The following is an 18,330-nucleotide window of genomic DNA, read 5'->3' on the forward strand; positions in this document are numbered from 1 at the left end:
GAGGAAGGCTCTGCGCTCGCATGCTTCTGCTGCTGTCGACCTCCGACACCGATCTCCTCAGCGCCCGCGCCGCCGACGGCCCCGTGCCGTTCCGGCTCGCCAACCCGGCCCGGCTCGACCTCGCCGAACTCCCCGCGCTGCTCGACGGCGCCGACCTCGTCGTGGTCCGTCTCCTCGGCGGTATCCGCGCCTGGGAGGAGGGCCTGAACCTCCTCCTCGCCGAGGACCAGCACCGCCCCGTCGTCGTCCTCACCGGCGAACAGGCCCCGGACGCCCAGTTGATGGAGGCGTCCACCGTCCCCGTCGGCATCGCCGCCGAGGCGCACGCCTACCTCGCGCACGGCGGGCCGGAGAACCTCGGCCGCCTCGCCCGCTTCCTCTCCGACACCGTTCTGCTGACCGGCCACGGCTTCGAACCGCCGCAGCCCGCCCCGTCCTGGGGCGAACTGGCCCGGCCCGCCGCCCGTACGGACATCGACGGCCCGCTCATCCCGGTGCTCTACTACCGCGCCCACCACATGAGCGGCAACACCGGCTTCGTCGACGCGCTCTGCACCAAGATCGAGGAGGCCGGCGGCCGGCCGCTGCCGCTCTTCGTCGCCTCGCTGCGCGCGCCCGAACCGGAGCTGATCGAGGCGCTGCGCCCGGCCGACGCCATCATCACCACCGTCCTCGCGGCGGGCGGCACCAAGCCCGCCGAGGCGTCCGCCGGCGGCGACGACGAGTCCTGGGACGCGGGCGCGCTCGCCGCCCTCGACGTGCCGATCCTCCAGGCGCTCTGCCTGACCGGGAACCGCGCCGCCTGGGAGGAGAACGACGAGGGTCTCTCCCCGCTGGACGCCGCCACCCAGATCGCCGTCCCCGAGTTCGACGGCCGCCTGATCACCGTCCCGTTCTCCTTCAAGGAGATCGACGAGGACGGTCTGCCGACGTACGCCGCCGACCCCGAGCGCGCCGCCCGCGTCGCCGGGATCGCCGTCCGCCACGCCAAGCTCCGCCACATCCCGGCGCCGGAGAAGAAGCTGGCGCTGGTCCTCTCCGCGTACCCCACCAAGCACTCCCGCATCGGCAACGCCGTCGGCCTCGACACCCCCGCCTCCGCCGTCGCCCTCCTGCGCCGCCTGCGCGAGGAGGGTTACGACTTCGGCGACGAGGAAGTCCCCGGTCTCGCCTCCGGCGACGGCGACGAGCTGATCTACGCCCTCATCGAGGCGGGCGGCCACGACCAGGAGTGGCTGACCGAGGAACAGCTCGCCAAGAACCCGGTCCGCATCCCCGCCGCCGACTACAAGCGCTGGTACGCCACGCTGCCGCAGGAGCTGCGCGACGCCGTCGAGCGGCACTGGGGCCCGCCGCCCGGCGAGATGTTCCTCGACCGCAGCCACGTGGACGAGCCGGGCCGCGACCCGGAGGGCGATATCGTCCTCGCCGCCCTGCGCCGCGGCAATCTGCTGATCCTCATCCAGCCGCCGCGCGGCTTCGGCGAGAACCCGATCGCGATCTACCACGACCCCGATCTGCCGCCGTCCCACCACTACCTCGCCGCCTACCGCTGGATCGCCGCCTCCGCCGACGACGGCGGCTTCGGCGCCGACGCCATGGTCCACCTCGGCAAGCACGGCAACCTGGAGTGGCTGCCCGGCAAGAACGCGGGCCTCTCCGCCGCCTGCGGCCCCGACGCCGCCCTCGGCGACCTCCCCCTCGTCTACCCGTTCCTCGTCAACGACCCGGGCGAGGGCACCCAGGCCAAGCGCCGCGTCCACGCCACCCTCGTCGACCACCTCGTCCCGCCGATGGCGCGCGCCGAGTCGTACGGCGACATCGCCCGGCTCGAACAGCTCCTCGACGAGTACGCGCAGATCAGCGCCATGGACCCGGCGAAGCTCCCGGCCATCCGCGCGCAGATCTGGACCCTCATCCAGGCCGCCAGGCTCGACCACGACCTCGGTCTGGAGGCCCGCCCCGACGACGACGGCTTCGACGACTTCCTCCTCCACGTCGACGGCTGGCTCTGCGAGGTCAAGGACGCCCAGATCCGCGACGGTCTGCACGTCCTGGGCGCCGCCCCGACCGGCGAGGCACGCGTCAACCTCGTCCTCGCGATCCTCCGCGCCCGCCAGATCTGGGGCGGTACGTCCGCGCTGCCCGGACTGCGCGAGGCGCTGGGCCTGGACGAGTCCGCCGCGACCCGCACCACCGCCGACGAGGCGGAGGAGCGAGCCCGGGAGCTGGTCCAGGCGATGGAGGACGCCGACTGGGCGCCGTCCGCCGTCGCGGCCGTGGCCGCCGGACAGCCGGAACAGGTCGCCGCGATCCTCGACTTCGCCGCCCGCGAGGTCGTCCCGCGCCTGGCGGGCACCACCGCCGAGATCGACCACGCCGTCCACGCCCTCAACGGCGGTTTCGTCCCCGCGGGCCCGTCCGGCTCCCCGCTGCGCGGCCTCGTCAACGTCCTGCCGACCGGCCGCAACTTCTACTCCGTCGACCCCAAGGCCGTCCCCTCCCGCCTCGCGTGGGAGACCGGTCAGGCGCTCGCCGACTCCCTCCTGGAGCGCTACCGCACCGACAACGGCGAGTGGCCCACCTCCGTCGGCCTCTCCCTCTGGGGCACCAGCGCCATGCGCACCGCCGGTGACGACGTCGCCGAGGCCCTCGCGCTGCTCGGCGTCCGCCCCGTCTGGGACGACGCCTCCCGCCGCGTCACCGGCCTGGAGCCCATCGCCCTGGAGGAGCTGGGCCGCCCCCGCATCGACGTCACCCTCCGCATCTCCGGCTTCTTCCGCGACGCGTTCCCGCACGTCATCGGCCTGCTGGACGACGCGGTACGGCTCGCCGCCGGGCTGGACGAGCCCGCCGCCGACAACTTCATCCGCGCCCACGCCCAGGCCGACCTCGCCGCCCACGGCGACGAACGCCGCGCCACCACCCGCATCTTCGGCTCCCGCCCCGGCACCTACGGCGCGGGCCTGCTCCAGCTCATCGACTCCCGCGACTGGCGCACCGACGCCGACCTCGCCGAGGTCTACACCGTCTGGGGCGGCTACGCGTACGGCCGCGGTCTGGAGGGCCGCCCGGCCCGCGACGAGATGGAGAGCGCGTACAAGCGCATCGCCGTCGCCGCGAAGAACACCGACACCCGCGAACACGACATCGCCGACTCCGACGACTACTTCCAGTACCACGGCGGCATGGTCGCCACCGTCAAGGCGCTGAAGGGCACCGCCCCCGAGGCGTACATCGGCGACTCCACCCGCCCCGAAACGATCCGCACCCGCTCCCTCGTCGAGGAGACCTCCCGCGTCTTCCGCGCCCGCGTCGTCAACCCGCGCTGGATCGAGGCGATGCGCCGCCACGGCTACAAGGGCGCCTTCGAACTCGCCGCCACCGTCGACTACCTCTTCGGCTACGACGCGACCACCGGCGTCGTAGCCGACTGGATGTACGACAAGCTCGCCCAGACCTACGTCCTCGACCCCGACAACCGCGCCTTCCTCCAAGAGGCCAACCCCTGGGCCCTCCACGGCATCGCCGAACGCCTCCTGGAAGCGGAGTCGCGCGGCATGTGGGAGAAGCCCGACGCGGAGACCCTCGCCGCCCTCCGCGAGGCGTTCCTGGAGACGGAGGGGGAGCTGGAGGGCGAGGAGTGATCTTGCGCGGCGGCGGGGTTTTCTGACGCCGTGTGTCGGTGCCGTTGCGGCCCGTTCCGCCTGTGAGGGGTGGGGCGGGCCGCCACCTTTCCCGGAAAGGAGGGCGTGGCCGATAACTGCCTGGAGAGGGCCCTTCGGGCGGCCGCCGTTCTTGACGCCTCCCTCCCTCTCCCCCGAAGCTCGTGCAAGATGGCGAAAGCCGCTCGACACCGGAGGCAGTTATGGCACTGCGGTTCATCGGGATCGATCCGGATACCGGCCAGGTGGGCTCCCCCACCGTCTGGGTCGATGAGGCACAGGGGGAATTGGTCCTTCAGGGGTGGAAGCCGGACGCCCGGCTGGAGGCGGAGTGCGCCGCATTCGAGGCACCCGGCCACTCGCCGGGGATTCCGCCACACGAAGCAGTGATCCGTATCCCGGCACGCATGGTGCCGATGCTGAGAAAGGCGTGCGATGTCGCAGAAGGAACCAAGCTTCCACGAGCTGCTGGCGGCGACCCGACACTCGGCCGTACATCTGGAGATGCGCGACACGTACGGCGTGGGTGACGAGGCCGGGGACTTCGAGCACTGGAAGCGCACGGGCCACCGGGACGTCGACCCGGGATCGGCCTACTGGGCGCCCTGGGTGAAGCTGATCGGCGACACCGTGGCCCGGGGCGTCACCATCCGCCGCGCACGCGTGGTCTCGGAGCCGGTCACGGAGTACATCCGGTACGAGCACGCCGGCACCCCGGTCAACCTCCACGCGGGTGAGCAGGTCCGTTGGCTGCCCCGGCGCCAGGCGTCGGACATCGCACTGCCCGGCAACGACTGCTGGATTTTCGACGGCGAGACGGTGCTCTTCAACCACTTCACCGGTGAAGGAGACTGGTCCGAGCCCGGCTGGGAGGTCCGGACGGAACCCGCGGTGGCGCGTCTGGCCTCGGCCGCTTTCGAGGCGGTCTGGGAACGCGGAACCCCGCACGAGAAGTACCAGGTCTGACACGACGAACCGCGAAGAGCCGACTCATGTCCGTCTCCCCTTCCTCCAGCGCCCAGGCCGCCCGCGAAGCGCTCGCCGCGCGCCTCGGGGAGCTGCGCAGAGAGGCGGAATTGACCGGGCAGGAGTTGGCTCTCCGGTGCGGCTGGAGTCCGGCCAAGTCGTCCCGCATCGAGCGGGCCAGAACCCCCGCGTCCGACGCGGATATCCGCGCGTGGTGCGCGGCGTGCGGTGCCGAGGACCGGGCCGCCGATCTGATCGCTGTGAACCGCCAGGTCGATCAGATGTATGTGCACTGGCAGAAGCTCCACCGGCACGGCATGCGCCGGGCGCAGGAAGACGTGGTGCCTCTGCACCAGCAGACCCGTCACTTCCGGGTGTACTGCTCGAACGTGGTTCCCGGCATGCTCCAGACCGAGGCGTACGCCACGGCCCTGCTTTCGACGATCGCCGCGTTCCAGGAAACGCCTGACGACTCCGAGCAGGCGGCCGCTTCCCGGATCGAGCGTTCGCAGGTCCTGCATGAGGGTCGGCACAGCTTCGCTCTGCTCATGGAAGAGACCGTCCTTCGTTACCGCATCGGCGACAACGCCACCATGGCCGGGCAACTCGGTTATCTCCTGGCCACGATGGCGCTGCCGCACGTGAGCATCGGAGTTATCCCGTTCGCGGCCCGCCGCAGCGTCTGGCCGCTGGAAGCCTTCTACCTCTTCGACAACCGGCAGTCGACCGTCGAGCTTCTGACAGCTTGCGTGAACATCACCGCCCCGAGCGAAATCGCCACCTATGCAAAGGCGTTCTCCGAGCTGTCCGCGATGGCTGTGTACGGAGGCGCGGCCCGAGCGCTGATCTCGGATGCGATCACCTCGCTCGGGTGATTCACGTGCAATCTGCTGCAAGAACGTGGCGACAGGAATTTGCCGCTTCCTAGGCTCGTCCCATGACCTGCCGCCCGACAGGGCGGAGGAGGCCGGCATCCGGTCGGCCGACGGCAGCTCAGGAAGGGCACGAGATGACCGACCTGTACGGACTCCCCATCGACGACGCCGAGTTCCGCACCGCATGCGGAGGAAACACGCACCCGGACGGCGAGGCATGCGTGACGCTGGCCCGGATCGGGACGGATGCCTGGGCGCTGGGCGACAGCAAGCGCCCGGCCGGTGACTCGCTGCGTTTCACCTCGGCGGAGCTGGCAGCGGCCGGGATCGACCCGGCGCGCTTCGGGCTCTCCGCCTGATCTTCCGGTCCATCCGACCGACGGCCCCGCCTCGCACACCGACGGGCGGGGCCGTCGCCCTTTCCGGAACGGAGTGGCGGTGCACCATCACGGCTACGCATGGCTCGGTGAGAAGAAGGCGTTCGACAACGAAGCACTGAGGCGGCCTCCCCACCCCGACCCGCCCCCTCCCGCAGCCCCGGACGATGCGGCGGGGCAACGGCTGACCGCTCGGTACCGCGAAGTGGCGGCCGAATTCACCGTGACGGACCTCCCGCCCTTGCAGACCGCGCACTGGCTGATGAAACCGGCATCCGTCGTCCGGGGGACCTGGCAGGAGCCGAAAGAGGCCGGAGCGTGGATCGGTACTCAGCTCGCCGCGGTGGCCGGTCGGTTCGCGGCTCCTTCCGAACGGGACGAGGCACGCCTGGACCACCTGGTCACCTCGGCGCTGGAGCGGCTGACCTGGGGCGGCGACATCTCCCTGGGCCACTACCTCACCGGCACGCTCTTCCACTCCCTCGCCGTGATCACCTGCTCCCCGAACCGCGACAGCCCGGAACTGCGCTGCCCGCTGCGGTAGCGGAACGACGTGAGGGGTCCCGGCCGGTTGGCCGGGACCCCTCACATGATGGCGTTCAGAAAGCTGTGTCCTCGCCCTTGAGGTTCTGGACGAACGTGTCCCAAGAGCTTGCGGTGAAGGTGAGGTGGGGCCCGGCGGCGCGCTTGCTGTCGCGGACGGCGCGGCCATCGGTCGAGGTGCGGGCTACCTCGACGCAGTTGCCCTCCTGGTTGGAGTACGACGACTTCCGAAAGAGGGTGGTGATCTCAGGGTGCATGGCCAGTCCTCCGGTCAGCTCGGCAGGCATCGGTCCGTTGCACCCATCTCAACGAAGGAGCCCCCGGCCTTCAAGAGGGCCAGGGGCTCTGACGGGGGAACGAGCTGGTCAGCAGCTTGTGCTGTCCTCGCCCTTGAGGTTCTGGACGAACGCGTCCCAAGCGGCTCCGCCGAAGTCGATACGAGGCCCCTTGGGGCGCTTGCTGTCACGTACGGCGCGGCCATCGGTCGAGGTGCGGGCAACCTCGACGCAGTTGCCGTTCTGGCCCGAGTGCGACGACTTTCTGAAGGGGGTGGCGATCTCAGACTTCACGATGAGTCCTCCATCCGTTGGGTATGCCTTGGCTCAGCAACACGCCTCGCCGTCTTCTTTAAGGTTTTGGAGGAATGCGTACCAGGAGGCTGCGTTGAAGGCGAGTCGCGGCCCGGTGGGGCGTTTGCTGTCGCGGATGATGCGGCCGTTGGTCGAGTTGTGGGCGACCTCGACGCAGTCGCCGTTCTGAGCTGAGTGGGACGACTTCTGGAAGGGAGTGGTGATCTCAGATTGCATGGTCAGTGCTCCTAGCCAGGGCGCGAGGCTCGGTCCGGTGAGGCCATTTCAACGAAGGAGCCCCTGGCCTTCAAGAGGGCCAGGGGCTCTGGGAAAGGCGTGAGCTGGTCAGCAGTTCGTGCTGTCTACGCCCTTGAGGTTCTGGACGAACGTGTCCCAAGAGCTTGCGGTGAAGGTGAGGCGGGGCCCGGCGGTGCGCTTGCTGTCGCGGACGGCAGTGGCCCCGGGGATATTACGGGCGACCTCGACGCACTCCCCTTGGGAACCGCTGTAGCTGGACTTATGGAACTCGAAGTCGGTCACCGGTACTCCTTGATCAAACTGGCCAGTCGTGCGCGAGTGTCGTCGGGGGACAGCGCTTGTCTGCGCACGCTATCGAACAGCCCGCGATGCCTGTTCGCGTCCTCCTCACGCTCCAGCCACAGCCGGGAGCCCGCAGTTTCTACGTGGACTACGTCCAGCGCAGCGGGTTCCTCGAAGCCCACGATGACGAAGGGGCCGGTCATCGACGCGTGCGCCGCTGCTTCGAACGGCCACACCTGAAGCTTGATGTTGGGCAAGCTCGATGTTTCGAGGAGTCGCTCCAACTGCCTCCGCATGACCGTGGGGCCGCCGACCTGCTGGCGGAGGGCGCCCTCGGACAGCACGGCCCACAACTCCAGGTCCCGGCTTTCCATGAGCCGCGCCTGCCTGCTGATACGAGCCGCCACGAACTGGTCGACCTCGTCGGGGTCCTCCCACACGTCATCGGCCACCACGACAGCCCTGGCGTATTCGGGCGTTTGCAAAAGGCCGGGGACGAGTTGGTTCTGGAACGTACGGATCCGTGAGGCCCCGGCTTCGAGCTGGATGTACTCCAGCAGATCGCCGAGGTTGGTGTACTCCTCCCACCAGCCCTTTGCCCTGCGGCGCTCGCGGTCCGCCCTGGCGAGCGCCAGCAGACGATCGCGAGCGGGGCCGGGGCGTTCCAGTCCGTACAGGTCGCACAGCGCATGAAGGTCCGGATCGCGTACGGGCACCACGCCGCGCTCTATCTTGACGACCTTCGTCTGCGTAGCGGTCAGATGCTGTGCGGCCTGCGGCTGAGTCAGCCCCTGGGCGACGCGGAGCTTCAGCAGCTCGCCGCCCAGTTTCCTGCCCAGAACCGTGGATTTCCGCGCGGCGGCTGTCTGTTGACTCGTCACTTCTGGCCTTCCTTGAGCGCTGCGCACAGTCTGCGGTGGGACGGCTTCAGCCTGCAACACGATCGGGGCTATCACTCGCGGGAATTAATTCCCCAGTTTTAGTTGCGCCGGGGAATGGCTCGCTGTCACGGTGGGTCTCACCTCGTTCACGCTCTGGGGTAGGGGGTGTGGCGGGGTCTCCTTGTCGTGCTCTCAAGGGAACGCTCATGTCTGCGTACGTCGGCGCGCCAACACTCCAACTCCCATATCTCTCCTGCCAGTTACCCCTGGACCCCCGCAGCGTCCGCCGTGCCCGGCTGGCTCTCCGGGCCCGGTTGCTGGCCTCGGGGATCGGCCGGGACGCGGCCGGAGTCGCGGAGTTGCTGGTGTCCGAGCTGGTGACGAACGCGGTCAAGGCGCGGGCGCCGGTGATGGGGGCGGTCGGGGTCCGGTGCGGGGCGTCGGGGGACGGCCGGTTGCGGCTGGAGGTGCAGGACGGGAGTGCGGAGCTGCCCGTGCGTGAGGGATGTCCAGGGGAGGACGCGGAATGTGGGCGTGGCTTGATGCTGGTGGACGCGTTGGCCGATGGCTGGGGCGTCGTGCGGCACGTCATCGGGAAGACGGTGTGGGCGGAGCTTGCCGTCCCGCCTGCGGAGGGGCCGGGGCCGACGCTCCGGGCACGGTGAAACGGCCGGAACTCGTCGCGTACCGGGTGCGGGCCACGGCCCGGCGGCCGGACGGCGGGGAGATTCCGCTCGGCGGATGGGTGTCGTACTCGCCGGGTGGCGCGGTGGCCTGGATGCGGCGGCGGGCGGTGCAGGTCGCGCAGCAGGTGGGCGCGCCGTACGACGGGGCGGTACGGGCCTGGCTGAGGGACCCCGCCGAGCAGGACGGGGCGCGGGAGGCGCTGGTGGCGGGGGTCGGCGTCACGGTGCGGGCCGTGGACGCGTACGGGTGCCTCTACACGGTCGCCGTCCGCCCGGAGCGGCCCGCCGAGCGGGAACGGCCCCGCGTGCGGCGGGGGCGGGAGGCGGCGGCGTGGAGCGGCGTATGACGGAGCGGGGGCTCGTCTCGTCCGGGTACTGGTGCGAGCGGTACGTGTACTCCTCGGGGGACGCCGAAGCCGTCGCCTCGTGGGTGTCCGCCGCGGTACGGACCCCGGACGCGGCGGTACGCCGTATCGCCGACGACGCACGGGAGGTGAGCGCCGGGTGCGCGCCGTACGAACGGGACCGTGTGCGGCGGCTGCTGGACCGGCCGGAGGCGACCGAGGCGGCGCTCGCACTGCGCCTGGGAGCCGCCTGCGGGCTGACCCTCGACTGCGGCGCGACGTGGGTGGAGTGGTCGGCACAGCCGGCCCGGTTCCTGCGGCTGGCGAGCGGGACGGAGGCGGTTTGCCCCAGGAGGGCCGACACGGGGGAGGAAGGGTTCGGGGCGCCGTTGGACGCGGGGGTGGGGTAGGGCGGGCCGGGTGCGCAGGCCCCGAGCACGTCCCTTGGAACCCCCGGGCCCGTAGGGGGCCGCAGCCCCGTGCGGGTTTCCCAGACCCTTACGGCCCCCTCGCCCCTCCCGTTGTCAGAGTCGCGGCCCGGTCGGCCCGCCTACCGCGGCCCGGCCGGTACGGTCACTGGCATCACGCCTCATCCCAGCGAACGGAGCCCAGCCGTGCGTCACCCCCGCGTAGGCGTCGCCGTCTTGACGATGGGGAACCGGCCAGCGGAGCTGCGGGCGCTGCTCGACTCCGTCGCCGGGCAGGACACCGCCGCCACGCGGGTCGTGGTCGTCGGCAACGGCTCACCGCTGCCCGCACTCCCCGACTGGGTCACCACGGTGGAACTGCCGGAGAACCTCGGCGTCTCCGGCGGCCGCAACGTCGCGATGCGGCGCCTGGCGGAGTTCGGCGACGTCGACGTCCTGGTGGACCTGGACGATGACGGCCTGCTGGTCGGCACGGACGTCTTCCGCACCGTCGCCGATCTCTACGCGGCCGACCCGGAGCTGGGCATCGTCAGCTTCCGGATCGCGGACGAGAGCGGGCACACCCAGCGGCGCCACGTCCCCCGGCTGCGGGCGAAGGACCCGATGCGGGCCGGGCCGGTGACGACGTTCCTGGGCGGCGGGCACGCCCTGTCGATGCCGATGCTGGCGGAGATCGGCGGCTGGCCGGAGGAGTTCTTCTTCGCGCACGAGGAGACGGACCTGGCCTGGCGCGCCCTGGACGCGGGCTGGTCGGTGACGTACGAGCCGCGGCTGCTGCTGCAACACCCGCGGACCAGTCCCGCACGGCACGCGGTCTACCACCGGATGACGGCCCGCAACCGCGTCTGGCTGGCCAAACGCCACCTGCCCGCGGCGTTGGTCCCGCTCTACCTCGGCACCTGGACCGCCCTCACCCTGGCCCGCGTCCGGCAGCGGGACGGCCTGCGGGCCTGGGCCGGCGGCTTCACCGAAGGCGTACGGCAACCGTGCGGACGACGCCGGCCGATGCGCTGGTCCACCGTGTGGCGCATGACGCGGCTGGGCCGCCCGCCGGTCATCTAGGCCGTCACGCGGCGCCGGACAGGTGGCGCATCCACTGCGGGACGGCGTCGGGGCGTGCGGCCAGCCACCTCACGTACCGGTCGACTCCGTCCTCCACCGTGATCCGCGGTTCCCAGCCCAGGGCTTCGCGCATGCGGCGGGTGTCGGCGTAGCCGCCCATCGGATCGCCGGGCGGCAGCGGGCGTTCGACCAGGGCGGCGCCCGGGTGGTGCCTCACGATTCGCTCGGCAATGGCCCGGATCGTTGTCGGCCGCCCCGTGCCGACGTTGATCACGTGCCCGGACGCACCGGGTGCGACCAGCGCGCGGATGGTGCCTGCAGCGATGTCATCGACGTGGATGAAGTCGCGTACCTGATGCCCGCCGCCGTTCAGCTCCAGCGGAAGTCCGAGGTGAGCCCGCATCGCCAGCCAGGCCACCACCCACGAATGGCTGCCCTCCTTGACCGTCTGGGGCTCGCCGTAGACGGAGAAGTAGCGCACCACGCAGTACGGGATGCCCTCCGCCGCACCGGCGATCCGCACCTGGTGCTCGCCCCACAGCTTCGTATTGCCGTAGACCGACAATGGGGCGGGTACATCGTCCTCGTGGAACTGCACGGGGTCCCCGGCAGCGACGGGGCGGCCGTTGCCGTAGACGCTCGCCGACGAGGTGAACACCAACCGCTGCACGCGCCCCGCGCGGACCACTTCGTCCAGCAGGATCTGGGTTCCCGTGACGTTGGTCCCCAGCGCGGCGAGCGGGTTACGGGTGCACGCGGCCACGTCCGCCATCGCCGCGGCGTGGATCACGTAGTCGCTCTGCCCGATGACGTGCCGCATCAGCGCCCGGTCCGTCACATCGCCGACCACGGTGTCCCGGTGTCCGGTGTCGATGCCGAACAGCTCGGTGTAGACCCGGCTCGGATACGCGTCGAGCCTGCCGACCACGATCACGCGGGCACCGGCTGCCCGCAGTTGGACGGCGATCCGGCTGCCGATCAGCCCTCCACCGCCGGTAACCGCGACGGTCGCCCCCACGAAGGGGGACGAGGAACGGGAGAAGGGCGGGGGGACGCTTTCCGAGTTGCTCATTGCTTCCTCCGTTTCGAGTCCTGCTCCTCGCGGGCCACGCGACGGGCAGTCACTCCGTTCTCGGACGCTGAAAGCACGCCGTGATGCGCGCTTCGCGTTTCCCAGGACACCCCCGGAACTTCCTTTGCGGACCGGCCGCGGCGGTATCCGGTAACCGTCTTGCGCGTCACGCAAAAGAATTACAACGTCCTCGTTGTGTACGGCAGTTGGGAGAAGATCGGCGGTTGGGAGGTGTCCCGTGGATCCACACGAGGTGGTCTGGCGAACGACGTCGATGCGGGCGGCCGTCGGCCGGAGCGACCGACCCGCGATCATCCGGCTGGCACGCCGTGCAGCCGATATGACCCTCGATGAAGTCGGCCGGGCCGTCGGCTATACGGCGGCGTCACTGTCCCGGATGGAGAGAGGGAAACAGCCCCTGGGGGACGCGGCCTTCCTGCGGCGGATCGCGTCCGTACTCGACATCGACCCACGGGTGCTGGGGCTGCCGGTATCACCCCCGGAAACAGGCCGCGCGACGCCACCGGCGACACGTGCGCTCCCCGTTAGGGTGAGCATGGAGCCCCGTGGTGAGGAGACGGAAGAGATGCGACGGCGGAACCTCCTGGTCGGACTCGCAGCCACAACGGCCGCGGCCTTAGGAGCTCAGCCGGCCACCGCCGCCGCCCAGCCACGACGGCCCCTCGCCGGGCTCGAAGAACTTCTTCTCCATCGCCGTACGGCCGAAGCCCCCGCAGGTGTGGACCCGACCGGCGACACGGTGCAAGCGGCCGTCGACGCCTCCCGCGCGGAATTCGGCGCGGCCCGCTACGACCGGCTTGCCTACGAGTTGCCCGCCCGACTCACCCTCGCCCAGCAGCTCGGGGGAGCCGGAGACCCTGAGCGTTCGGCAGTCGCCGTCGCCGACCTGTACAACATCGCGACGCGCCTGTGCATCAAACTCGGCGGTGAGGACGGGCTCGCCGTCCTCACCGCTGACCGTGCCCTGACCGCCGCCCTCGACGGTGCCGGGCCGCTGACCGTGGCGGAGTCCTACCGCATGGTTTCCAGCGCCTGGCGGCGCGCCGGCCATCTCCAGCGCGCGACCGGCATCGCCCTCCACGCCGCACAGCAGCTCACCATCGCGGACCCGCGGGAGCAGGCCGCACACCTGTCGGTGCAGGGCAACCTCTACGCCACCGCCGCTTACACGGCCGCCAAGGCGGGCGACCGGCACACCGCGCACGACCTGATCGGCGAGGCGCACGCCGCCGCCGTACGGCTGGGCCGGGACACCGCGCTCCACGGCTCCGTATTCGGCCCCAGCCAGGTCCTCCTGCACCAGATCTCGATCAGCCAGCTTCTCGGGGACGCCGGGCAGGCCATCGCGTACGCGCGCGGGGTCGATGTCCGGTCCCTGCCTACCAGCGAACGCCGCGCCCGCTACTGGATCGACGTCGCCCGCGCCTACGACCAGTGGAACAAGCCCGTTCACTGCTATCGCGCGCTGCTCGCGGCCGAGGAGGCCGCGCCGCAGGAAGTGCGCCGGGGGTCCGTGAGGGTCCTTGTCGAGACTCTTCTGCGGCACGATCGCTCTCTCGCGGGGGTGCGGGACTTCGCTGTGAGAGCCGGAGTGTTCGCTTGACCTCATGAGGAGCTGGCCCGGCGCTTCCTGTTATTGGGTCCCCTCGTACGGCACAAGCAGGGTGACCAACAGCAGCGCCCCACGCCGGGTGCGCCTGTGAACGTGCCGGGCCGGGGCGCGCCGCCGCCGGGGGGCGCCCCGAAGCGGCGCCCCCGAGGAGCCCTACCTCACCCCATGCGCCGTCCGCCGGTACGTGGACCGCCGGTCCTCGATCGCGTCCCAGCGGTCGCCGTAGACGTTCGTGGTGATGGCGGGGTCGCGGAGGAAGTCGTGGGGGAAGCCGAGGGGGACGGCGCTGACGGTGTCGAGGCGGGTGAGGGCGTCGGCGTCGAGGGTGACGTCGAGGCTGGCGAGGTTGTCGGTGAGCTGGGATTCCTTGGTGGCGGCGATGAGGGGGATGACGTTGCCGGGGCGGGAGCGGAGCCAGGCCAGGGCGACCTGGGCGGGGGTCCAGCCGCCTTGGTCTGCGATGTCCAGGACGGCGTCGAGGACGGCGTCCTCGTGGGCCGCGGTGCCTTCGTTCTCCGTGGTGAGGCGGCCGGTCTCGCCCCGCCGGTACTTGCCGGTGAGTTTTCCGGCGGCCAGCGGTGCCCACGCCAGGACGGCCTGGTCGAACGCGCGGGCCTGCGGGAGGAGTTCGCGTTCGGGGGTGCGCTCCAGCAGGTTGTAGCGGAGCTGGGAGCCGGCGAACGACGTCCAGCCGCGCAGTTCGGCGAGGGTGTTGGCCTGCGCGATCTCCCAGGCGGGCCAGTCGGAGACACCGAGGTAGAGGACCTTGCCGGAGCGGACGACGTCGTCGAGGGCGCGCATCACCTCCTCGACGGGGGTGAAGTTGTCGCGGGCGTGCACCCAGAGGATGTCGACGTGATCGGCGCGCAGCCGGGTGAGGCTGTCCTCCAGGGCGCGGACGAGGCTCTTGCGGTGGTTGCCCGCCGAGTTGGGGTCGCCCGTGCGGGTGGCGCAGGTGTATTTCGTGGCGAGGACGAAGCGGTCGCGGCGCCCGGTGAGCAGTTCGCCGAGGATCGTCTCGGAGCTGCCGTCGGTGTAGTTGTTCGCGGTGTCGAGGAAGTTCCCGCCGGCGTCCGCGTACGCGTCGACGATCCGGGCGCTGACCTCCTTGGACGCGCCCCAGCCCCAGTCGTCACCGATGGTCATGGCGCCGAGGCTCAGCTCACTGACCCGCAGACCGGTCCTGCCGAAGAGCGTGTATCGCACGGTGTCCCTTTCGGTGCGGCGGGCGGCGGCCCGGAGTGGCCCGCCGCTGGTCAGGCGCGAGGCTAGGTGCTGGAGTGCGCTCCAGGGCAAGGGACACGGGCGCAGGGCCGCCGCCGGACACCGGCCACGGCCGCCGGGGGCGCCGGACCACCCGTACGGGGCGTCCCCGAGCGCCGGCCTCATTCCGTACGGGCCGAGAGCCCCACCCCGTACGGGACGCCCCCGAGGCGGCCCCGCCCCCGTACGGATCACCCCTACGGGACCACGGGACCACGGGACCACGGGACCGCAGCACCCCGGGACCGCAGCACCCCGGGACCACGGCACCCCGGCCCTACGGAACGCTCTTGATCTCCTTCATCGTCAGATGGGATTCGAGGCGGCGGACGGCGGGCAGACCGCTGAGCCGGTCGGTGAGGAACGCTTCGTAGGCGGCGTGGTCGGCGACGGCGACGCGGATGAAGTAGTCGGGGCGGCCGTACATCCGGCGGAACTCCACGACCTCCTCGAAGGAGGCGACGATGGTCTCGAACTCCTCGAAGCTCTTGCGGTCCTGCGCGTAGATCTCGACGTCGATCATGACTTCCAGGCCGCGCCCCACGGCCTCGCGGTTGATGACGGCGCGGTAGCCGGTGATGACGCCGGACTCCTCCAGACGCTTGACCCGGCGCAGGCAGGGCGGTGCGGTCAGACCGACGCGTTTGGCCAGTTCGACGTTGGTCAGCCGGCCGTCCTGACGCAGATGAAAGATAATTTCCCGATCGATCGCATCGAGTGGCACTTCCTTGCTCATATCGCGAGATTACAGGGTCTTTCGGCAATCAAATGAGGCGCGCCTTTTCCTAAAATTGCGCCATGCACACTCGTCCTGCCGTCGCGGTGCGGGCGCCCTCGGCCACGCCCGCACCACCCTCCCCGATACCGCCCCAGCCCTCTCCGGAGCCCTCCCCGGCGCGCGCGGCGTTCAAGGACTCGGCGGGCGCCGGGCTGGCGTTCGTCCCGCTCGGCCTCGCCTTCGGGGCGCTCGTGACGCAGTCGGGTCTGGACTGGTGGTGGGCGGGGCTGTCCGCGGTGCTCGCCTTCGGCGGCTCGTTCGAGTTCCTGCTCATCGGCCTGGTCACCGCCTGCACCCCGCTGGCGTCCATCGCCGTCTCCGCCTTCATGGTGAACGTCCGTCACGTCTTCTACGCGCTCTCCTTCCCCCTGCACCGCGTGACCGGCCGCCTCGGCAAGACGTACAGCACCTTCGCCCTGTGCGACGAGGCGTACGCGCTGACCACCGGGGAGGAGGCCCGCACCTGGCCCGGCCGCCGGATCCTCTGCCTCCAGCTCTATCTGCACCTGTACTGGGCGGGCAGCGCGGTGGCCGGGGCGCTGCTCGGCTCCCTCATCCCAAAGAGCGTCACCGGCCTGGACTTCGCCCTCACCGCGCTGTTCACCGTCCTCGCGCTGGACGCGGTGCGCGATCTGCGCGGCGATCCGCCCACGCCCGTGCTCGCGCTGCTCAGCGCGCTCGTCGCCCGGGTGCTCTGCCCGGACGAGATGCTGCCGGTCGCCTTCGGACTGTTCACCGCGGCCGTTCTGGCCCGCCACTTCGCGGCCCGCAGGAAGGCGCACCATGCCTGACCCGCGCTACGCGATCGCCGCGATCCTCGTCTCCGCCGCCGTCACCTGGGGCCTGCGCGCCCTGCCCTTCGCGGCCCTCACCCCGCTGCGCAACAGCTCCACGGCCCGGTACCTCGCCACCCGGATGCCCGCCGGCGTCATGGTGATCCTGCTCGTCTACGCCCTGCGGGACGTGCCCGTCACCCACGCGAGCGCCCTGGCCCCGCTCACCGCGCTGGCCGTCACCATCGGCCTGCACCTGTGGCGCCGCAACGCCCTGCTGAGCATCCTCGGCGGCACGGCCGTCCATACGTTCCTGGCGAGCGTGGTGTTCGCGGGCTGAGAGCCGCCGGCCGTCGTGCCGGACGGTCCGTCCCGTACGGGTTCCGGGCCGGGCCCGTAGGGGAGCCGCTTCGGTCCCGTAGGGGGAGGTCCCCTCCCGTAAGGGAGACGGCCCGCCCCGTACGGGACCGCCTCTCGTCCCGTACGGGTTCTCCCTCAGCCGCCGTCGGACGGGAAGTCCGGGCCGACCGTCAGCGTGATCTCGCCCGGTGGCGCGTCCGCCGCCTGACGGGGTGTGAGGTGGCCGGGGAGGCGGGCGGCGAGGATCTCGGCGTGGTCGCGCAGGCCCGCCGGGTAGCCGAGGGCCGTGGTGGCCGCCGCGGGGGCGTTTCCGGTGGTGGTGACGGTGAAGCCGAGGGCGCGCAGCGATGCGGCGGCGGTGGCGGCCCGGCCGGGGACGCCGGTGCCGTTGAGGACGCGGACGCGGACGGCGGACGCGGTGACGGGATGCGTGGCGGCCGCGGCCAGCTTCCGCTTGGCGGCGGCCCCGATCTCCCGGTCGTGCGCGAGGTCCCGGAAGACCTCACCGGCCTGCGGGTACTGCCAGACGACGTTGGCGCGGTCGCTGGGGACGTCCGCCTCGCGCGGATAGTTCGGCACGGTGAGGAAGGTGAGCCGGTCGGCGGGGATGTCCTTGAGGGTGGCGGCGAGGTCGTAGAGCGGCTTGATCCCGGCCAGCTCGCGGTCGGTGGTCAGGGACCGGGTGGCCGAGTCGAGGAAGTCGTAGAGCGAGCCAGGGCTGGTCAGTTGGGCGCGGGCCTTGGTGCCGAGGGCCTTCAGGAACTCCTGCTGGCGGCCGATGCGGCCGAGGTCGGAGCCGTCGCCGACGCTGTACCGGGTGCGGACGTAGCCGAGCGCCTGCTCGTCGCGGACGTTCTGGCAGCCCGCCGGCAGGTCGAGGCGGGCCTTGGTGTCGTGGATGGCGTGCTCCGGGCAGACCTCGATCCCGTCCAGGGCGTTGACCATGCCCTTGAAACCCTGGAAGTCGAGGGAGGCGAAGTGGTCGACGCGCAGCCCGGTGGCGCCCTCGACCGTCTTGATCGCGCAGGTCGCGGCCTTGCCGGTGTCGCCGGTGTCCCCGCCGATCGAGAACGCCTCGTTGATCTTGAAGTGGTGCGGCGCGGACGAGGAACCGTCGCCGCGGACGCAGGCGGGGATGCGCACCCAGGAGTCGCGCGGGAAGGACAGCGCGGTCGCCCAGCGCCGGTCCGCCGAGAGGTGCAGCAGCATCAGCGTGTCCGACTGCATCGTCGTCAGGCCCTTGCCGTACGCGGCGTTGGCGCCCGCGCGGCTGTCGGAGCCGACGACCAGGATGTTCTTGGAGCCGGGGCTGAGGTTGGCGGGCCGGTCGCCGAGCCCGTCGCCGATGTCGGCGCCGCGGATGTTGGCGTCGAGATGCTGGTAGACCCAGGCGCCCGCGCCGGTGGTGCCCAGCAGCACCGCGGCGAGGACGGCACCGGCCCACGCGACGATCCGGCCGCGGCGCGTCATCCGCAGCTTCCCGGACGGCGCGGGCGGGCGCGGCGCCCGGGGCGG

The 18,330-nt window shown here is 71.3% G+C and carries 21 protein-coding genes and 2 pseudogenes; 14 read left to right on the forward strand and 9 right to left on the reverse strand.

Annotated features, from left to right (window positions below; translation table 11 throughout):
* Positions 1–20 precede the first annotated feature (20 nt).
* The 6 genes and pseudogenes from cobN to ACGH2B_RS14240 all read left to right on the forward strand — a co-directional run bounded on the left by cobN (position 21) and on the right by ACGH2B_RS14240 (position 6,427).
* Positions 21–3,647, forward strand: coding sequence for a cobaltochelatase subunit CobN (gene cobN / locus ACGH2B_RS14215; RefSeq protein WP_399088653.1), 3,627 nt, complete (start codon positions 21–23; stop codon positions 3,645–3,647).
* Positions 3,648–3,868: 221 nt separating this feature from the next.
* Positions 3,869–4,111, forward strand: a pseudogene (locus tag ACGH2B_RS14220) (hypothetical protein); the annotation flags it as partial.
* Positions 4,101–4,631: a DUF6879 family protein gene (locus ACGH2B_RS14225; protein WP_399088655.1), complete on the forward strand. Its 531-nt coding sequence runs from the start codon at positions 4,101–4,103 to the stop codon at positions 4,629–4,631. The pseudogene ACGH2B_RS14220 and the gene ACGH2B_RS14225, both read left to right, overlap by 11 nt.
* Positions 4,632–4,657: 26 nt before the next feature.
* On the forward strand, positions 4,658–5,506 hold the full coding sequence (locus tag ACGH2B_RS14230; RefSeq protein ID WP_399088657.1) for a helix-turn-helix domain-containing protein: 849 nt from the start codon (positions 4,658–4,660) through the stop codon (positions 5,504–5,506).
* A 134-nt stretch (positions 5,507–5,640) separates the two neighbouring features.
* On the forward strand, positions 5,641–5,865 hold the full coding sequence (locus ACGH2B_RS14235; protein ID WP_399088658.1) for a DUF397 domain-containing protein: 225 nt from the start codon (positions 5,641–5,643) through the stop codon (positions 5,863–5,865).
* A gap of 79 nt (positions 5,866–5,944) precedes the next feature.
* On the forward strand, positions 5,945–6,427 hold the full coding sequence (locus tag ACGH2B_RS14240; RefSeq protein WP_399088660.1) for a hypothetical protein: 483 nt from the start codon (positions 5,945–5,947) through the stop codon (positions 6,425–6,427).
* A 55-nt stretch (positions 6,428–6,482) separates the two neighbouring features.
* Here ACGH2B_RS14240 and ACGH2B_RS14245 read toward each other — a convergent pair whose 3' ends face one another.
* The 5 genes from ACGH2B_RS14245 to ACGH2B_RS14265 form a co-directional block, all read right to left on the reverse strand.
* The gene (locus ACGH2B_RS14245) at positions 6,483–6,683 is read right to left on the reverse strand and encodes a DUF397 domain-containing protein (protein WP_399088662.1); all 201 of its coding nucleotides are present in this window, start codon (positions 6,681–6,683) and stop codon (positions 6,483–6,485) included.
* A 108-nt stretch (positions 6,684–6,791) separates the two neighbouring features.
* The gene (locus tag ACGH2B_RS14250) at positions 6,792–6,995 is read right to left on the reverse strand and encodes a DUF397 domain-containing protein (RefSeq protein WP_399088664.1); all 204 of its coding nucleotides are present in this window, start codon (positions 6,993–6,995) and stop codon (positions 6,792–6,794) included.
* Between the two features lie 33 nt (positions 6,996–7,028).
* Positions 7,029–7,232, reverse strand: coding sequence for a DUF397 domain-containing protein (locus ACGH2B_RS14255; RefSeq protein WP_399088666.1), 204 nt, complete (start codon positions 7,230–7,232; stop codon positions 7,029–7,031).
* A gap of 108 nt (positions 7,233–7,340) precedes the next feature.
* Positions 7,341–7,535, reverse strand: a complete 195-nt coding sequence (locus tag ACGH2B_RS14260) for a DUF397 domain-containing protein (protein WP_399088667.1) — start codon at positions 7,533–7,535, stop codon at positions 7,341–7,343.
* Positions 7,532–8,416: a helix-turn-helix domain-containing protein gene (locus tag ACGH2B_RS14265; RefSeq protein ID WP_399088669.1), complete on the reverse strand. Its 885-nt coding sequence runs from the start codon at positions 8,414–8,416 to the stop codon at positions 7,532–7,534. The genes ACGH2B_RS14260 and ACGH2B_RS14265 overlap by 4 nt, the downstream gene beginning before the upstream one ends.
* A 206-nt stretch (positions 8,417–8,622) precedes the next feature.
* Here ACGH2B_RS14265 and ACGH2B_RS14270 point away from each other — a divergent pair, with 206 nt between their 5' ends.
* The 4 genes from ACGH2B_RS14270 (at position 8,623) to ACGH2B_RS14285 (ending at position 10,936) form a co-directional block, all read left to right on the forward strand.
* A complete protein-coding gene (locus ACGH2B_RS14270; protein WP_399088671.1) occupies positions 8,623–9,081 on the forward strand; it encodes an ATP-binding protein in 459 nt (152 codons plus the stop codon).
* A complete protein-coding gene (locus ACGH2B_RS14275) occupies positions 9,078–9,449 on the forward strand; it encodes a hypothetical protein (RefSeq protein ID WP_399088673.1) in 372 nt (123 codons plus the stop codon). Before ACGH2B_RS14270 ends, ACGH2B_RS14275 begins: the two co-directional genes overlap by 4 nt.
* Complete coding sequence (locus ACGH2B_RS14280) at positions 9,446–9,856, forward strand: hypothetical protein (protein WP_399088675.1); 411 nt, start codon at positions 9,446–9,448, stop codon at positions 9,854–9,856. The genes ACGH2B_RS14275 and ACGH2B_RS14280 overlap by 4 nt, the downstream gene beginning before the upstream one ends.
* Positions 9,857–10,060: 204 nt before the next feature.
* Entirely contained in the window at positions 10,061–10,936 is an 876-nt protein-coding gene (locus tag ACGH2B_RS14285) for a glycosyltransferase family 2 protein (protein ID WP_399088677.1), read from the forward strand.
* 4 nt (positions 10,937–10,940) lie between these two features.
* Here the strand turns inward: ACGH2B_RS14285 and ACGH2B_RS14290 are convergent, their stop codons facing one another.
* Positions 10,941–12,008, reverse strand: a complete 1,068-nt coding sequence (locus ACGH2B_RS14290; RefSeq protein ID WP_399088679.1) for an NAD-dependent epimerase/dehydratase family protein — start codon at positions 12,006–12,008, stop codon at positions 10,941–10,943.
* A gap of 274 nt (positions 12,009–12,282) precedes the next feature.
* Here ACGH2B_RS14290 and ACGH2B_RS14295 point away from each other — a divergent pair.
* A pseudogene (locus tag ACGH2B_RS14295) lies at positions 12,283–12,474 on the forward strand (helix-turn-helix domain-containing protein); the annotation flags it as partial.
* A 273-nt stretch (positions 12,475–12,747) separates the two neighbouring features.
* Complete coding sequence (locus tag ACGH2B_RS14300; RefSeq protein ID WP_399096988.1) at positions 12,748–13,632, forward strand: XRE family transcriptional regulator; 885 nt, start codon at positions 12,748–12,750, stop codon at positions 13,630–13,632.
* A gap of 162 nt (positions 13,633–13,794) precedes the next feature.
* Here ACGH2B_RS14300 and ACGH2B_RS14305 read toward each other — a convergent pair whose 3' ends face one another.
* The gene (locus ACGH2B_RS14305; protein WP_399088681.1) at positions 13,795–14,847 is read right to left on the reverse strand and encodes an aldo/keto reductase; all 1,053 of its coding nucleotides are present in this window, start codon (positions 14,845–14,847) and stop codon (positions 13,795–13,797) included.
* Between the two features lie 334 nt (positions 14,848–15,181).
* Positions 15,182–15,640 (reverse strand): Lrp/AsnC family transcriptional regulator, encoded by a 459-nt coding sequence (locus tag ACGH2B_RS14310; protein ID WP_399088683.1) that lies wholly within the window; start codon positions 15,638–15,640, stop codon positions 15,182–15,184.
* A gap of 62 nt (positions 15,641–15,702) precedes the next feature.
* Between ACGH2B_RS14310 and ACGH2B_RS14315 the strand changes: the two genes are divergently transcribed.
* Both ACGH2B_RS14315 and ACGH2B_RS14320 read left to right on the forward strand, forming a co-directional pair.
* The gene (locus ACGH2B_RS14315) at positions 15,703–16,473 is read left to right on the forward strand and encodes an AzlC family ABC transporter permease (RefSeq protein ID WP_399088685.1); all 771 of its coding nucleotides are present in this window, start codon (positions 15,703–15,705) and stop codon (positions 16,471–16,473) included.
* Positions 16,466–16,795, forward strand: a complete 330-nt coding sequence (locus tag ACGH2B_RS14320; RefSeq protein ID WP_399088687.1) for a branched-chain amino acid transporter permease — start codon at positions 16,466–16,468, stop codon at positions 16,793–16,795. The genes ACGH2B_RS14315 and ACGH2B_RS14320 overlap by 8 nt, the downstream gene beginning before the upstream one ends.
* 155 nt (positions 16,796–16,950) lie before the next feature.
* Here the strand turns inward: ACGH2B_RS14320 and ACGH2B_RS14325 are convergent, their stop codons facing one another.
* Positions 16,951–18,285, reverse strand: coding sequence for an LCP family protein (locus ACGH2B_RS14325; protein WP_399088689.1), 1,335 nt, complete (start codon positions 18,283–18,285; stop codon positions 16,951–16,953).
* Positions 18,286–18,330: the final 45 nt, after the last annotated feature.

The organism is Streptomyces sp. BBFR2 (assembly GCF_044497305.1).
In the GTDB taxonomy this organism is placed as follows: domain Bacteria; phylum Actinomycetota; class Actinomycetes; order Streptomycetales; family Streptomycetaceae; genus Streptomyces.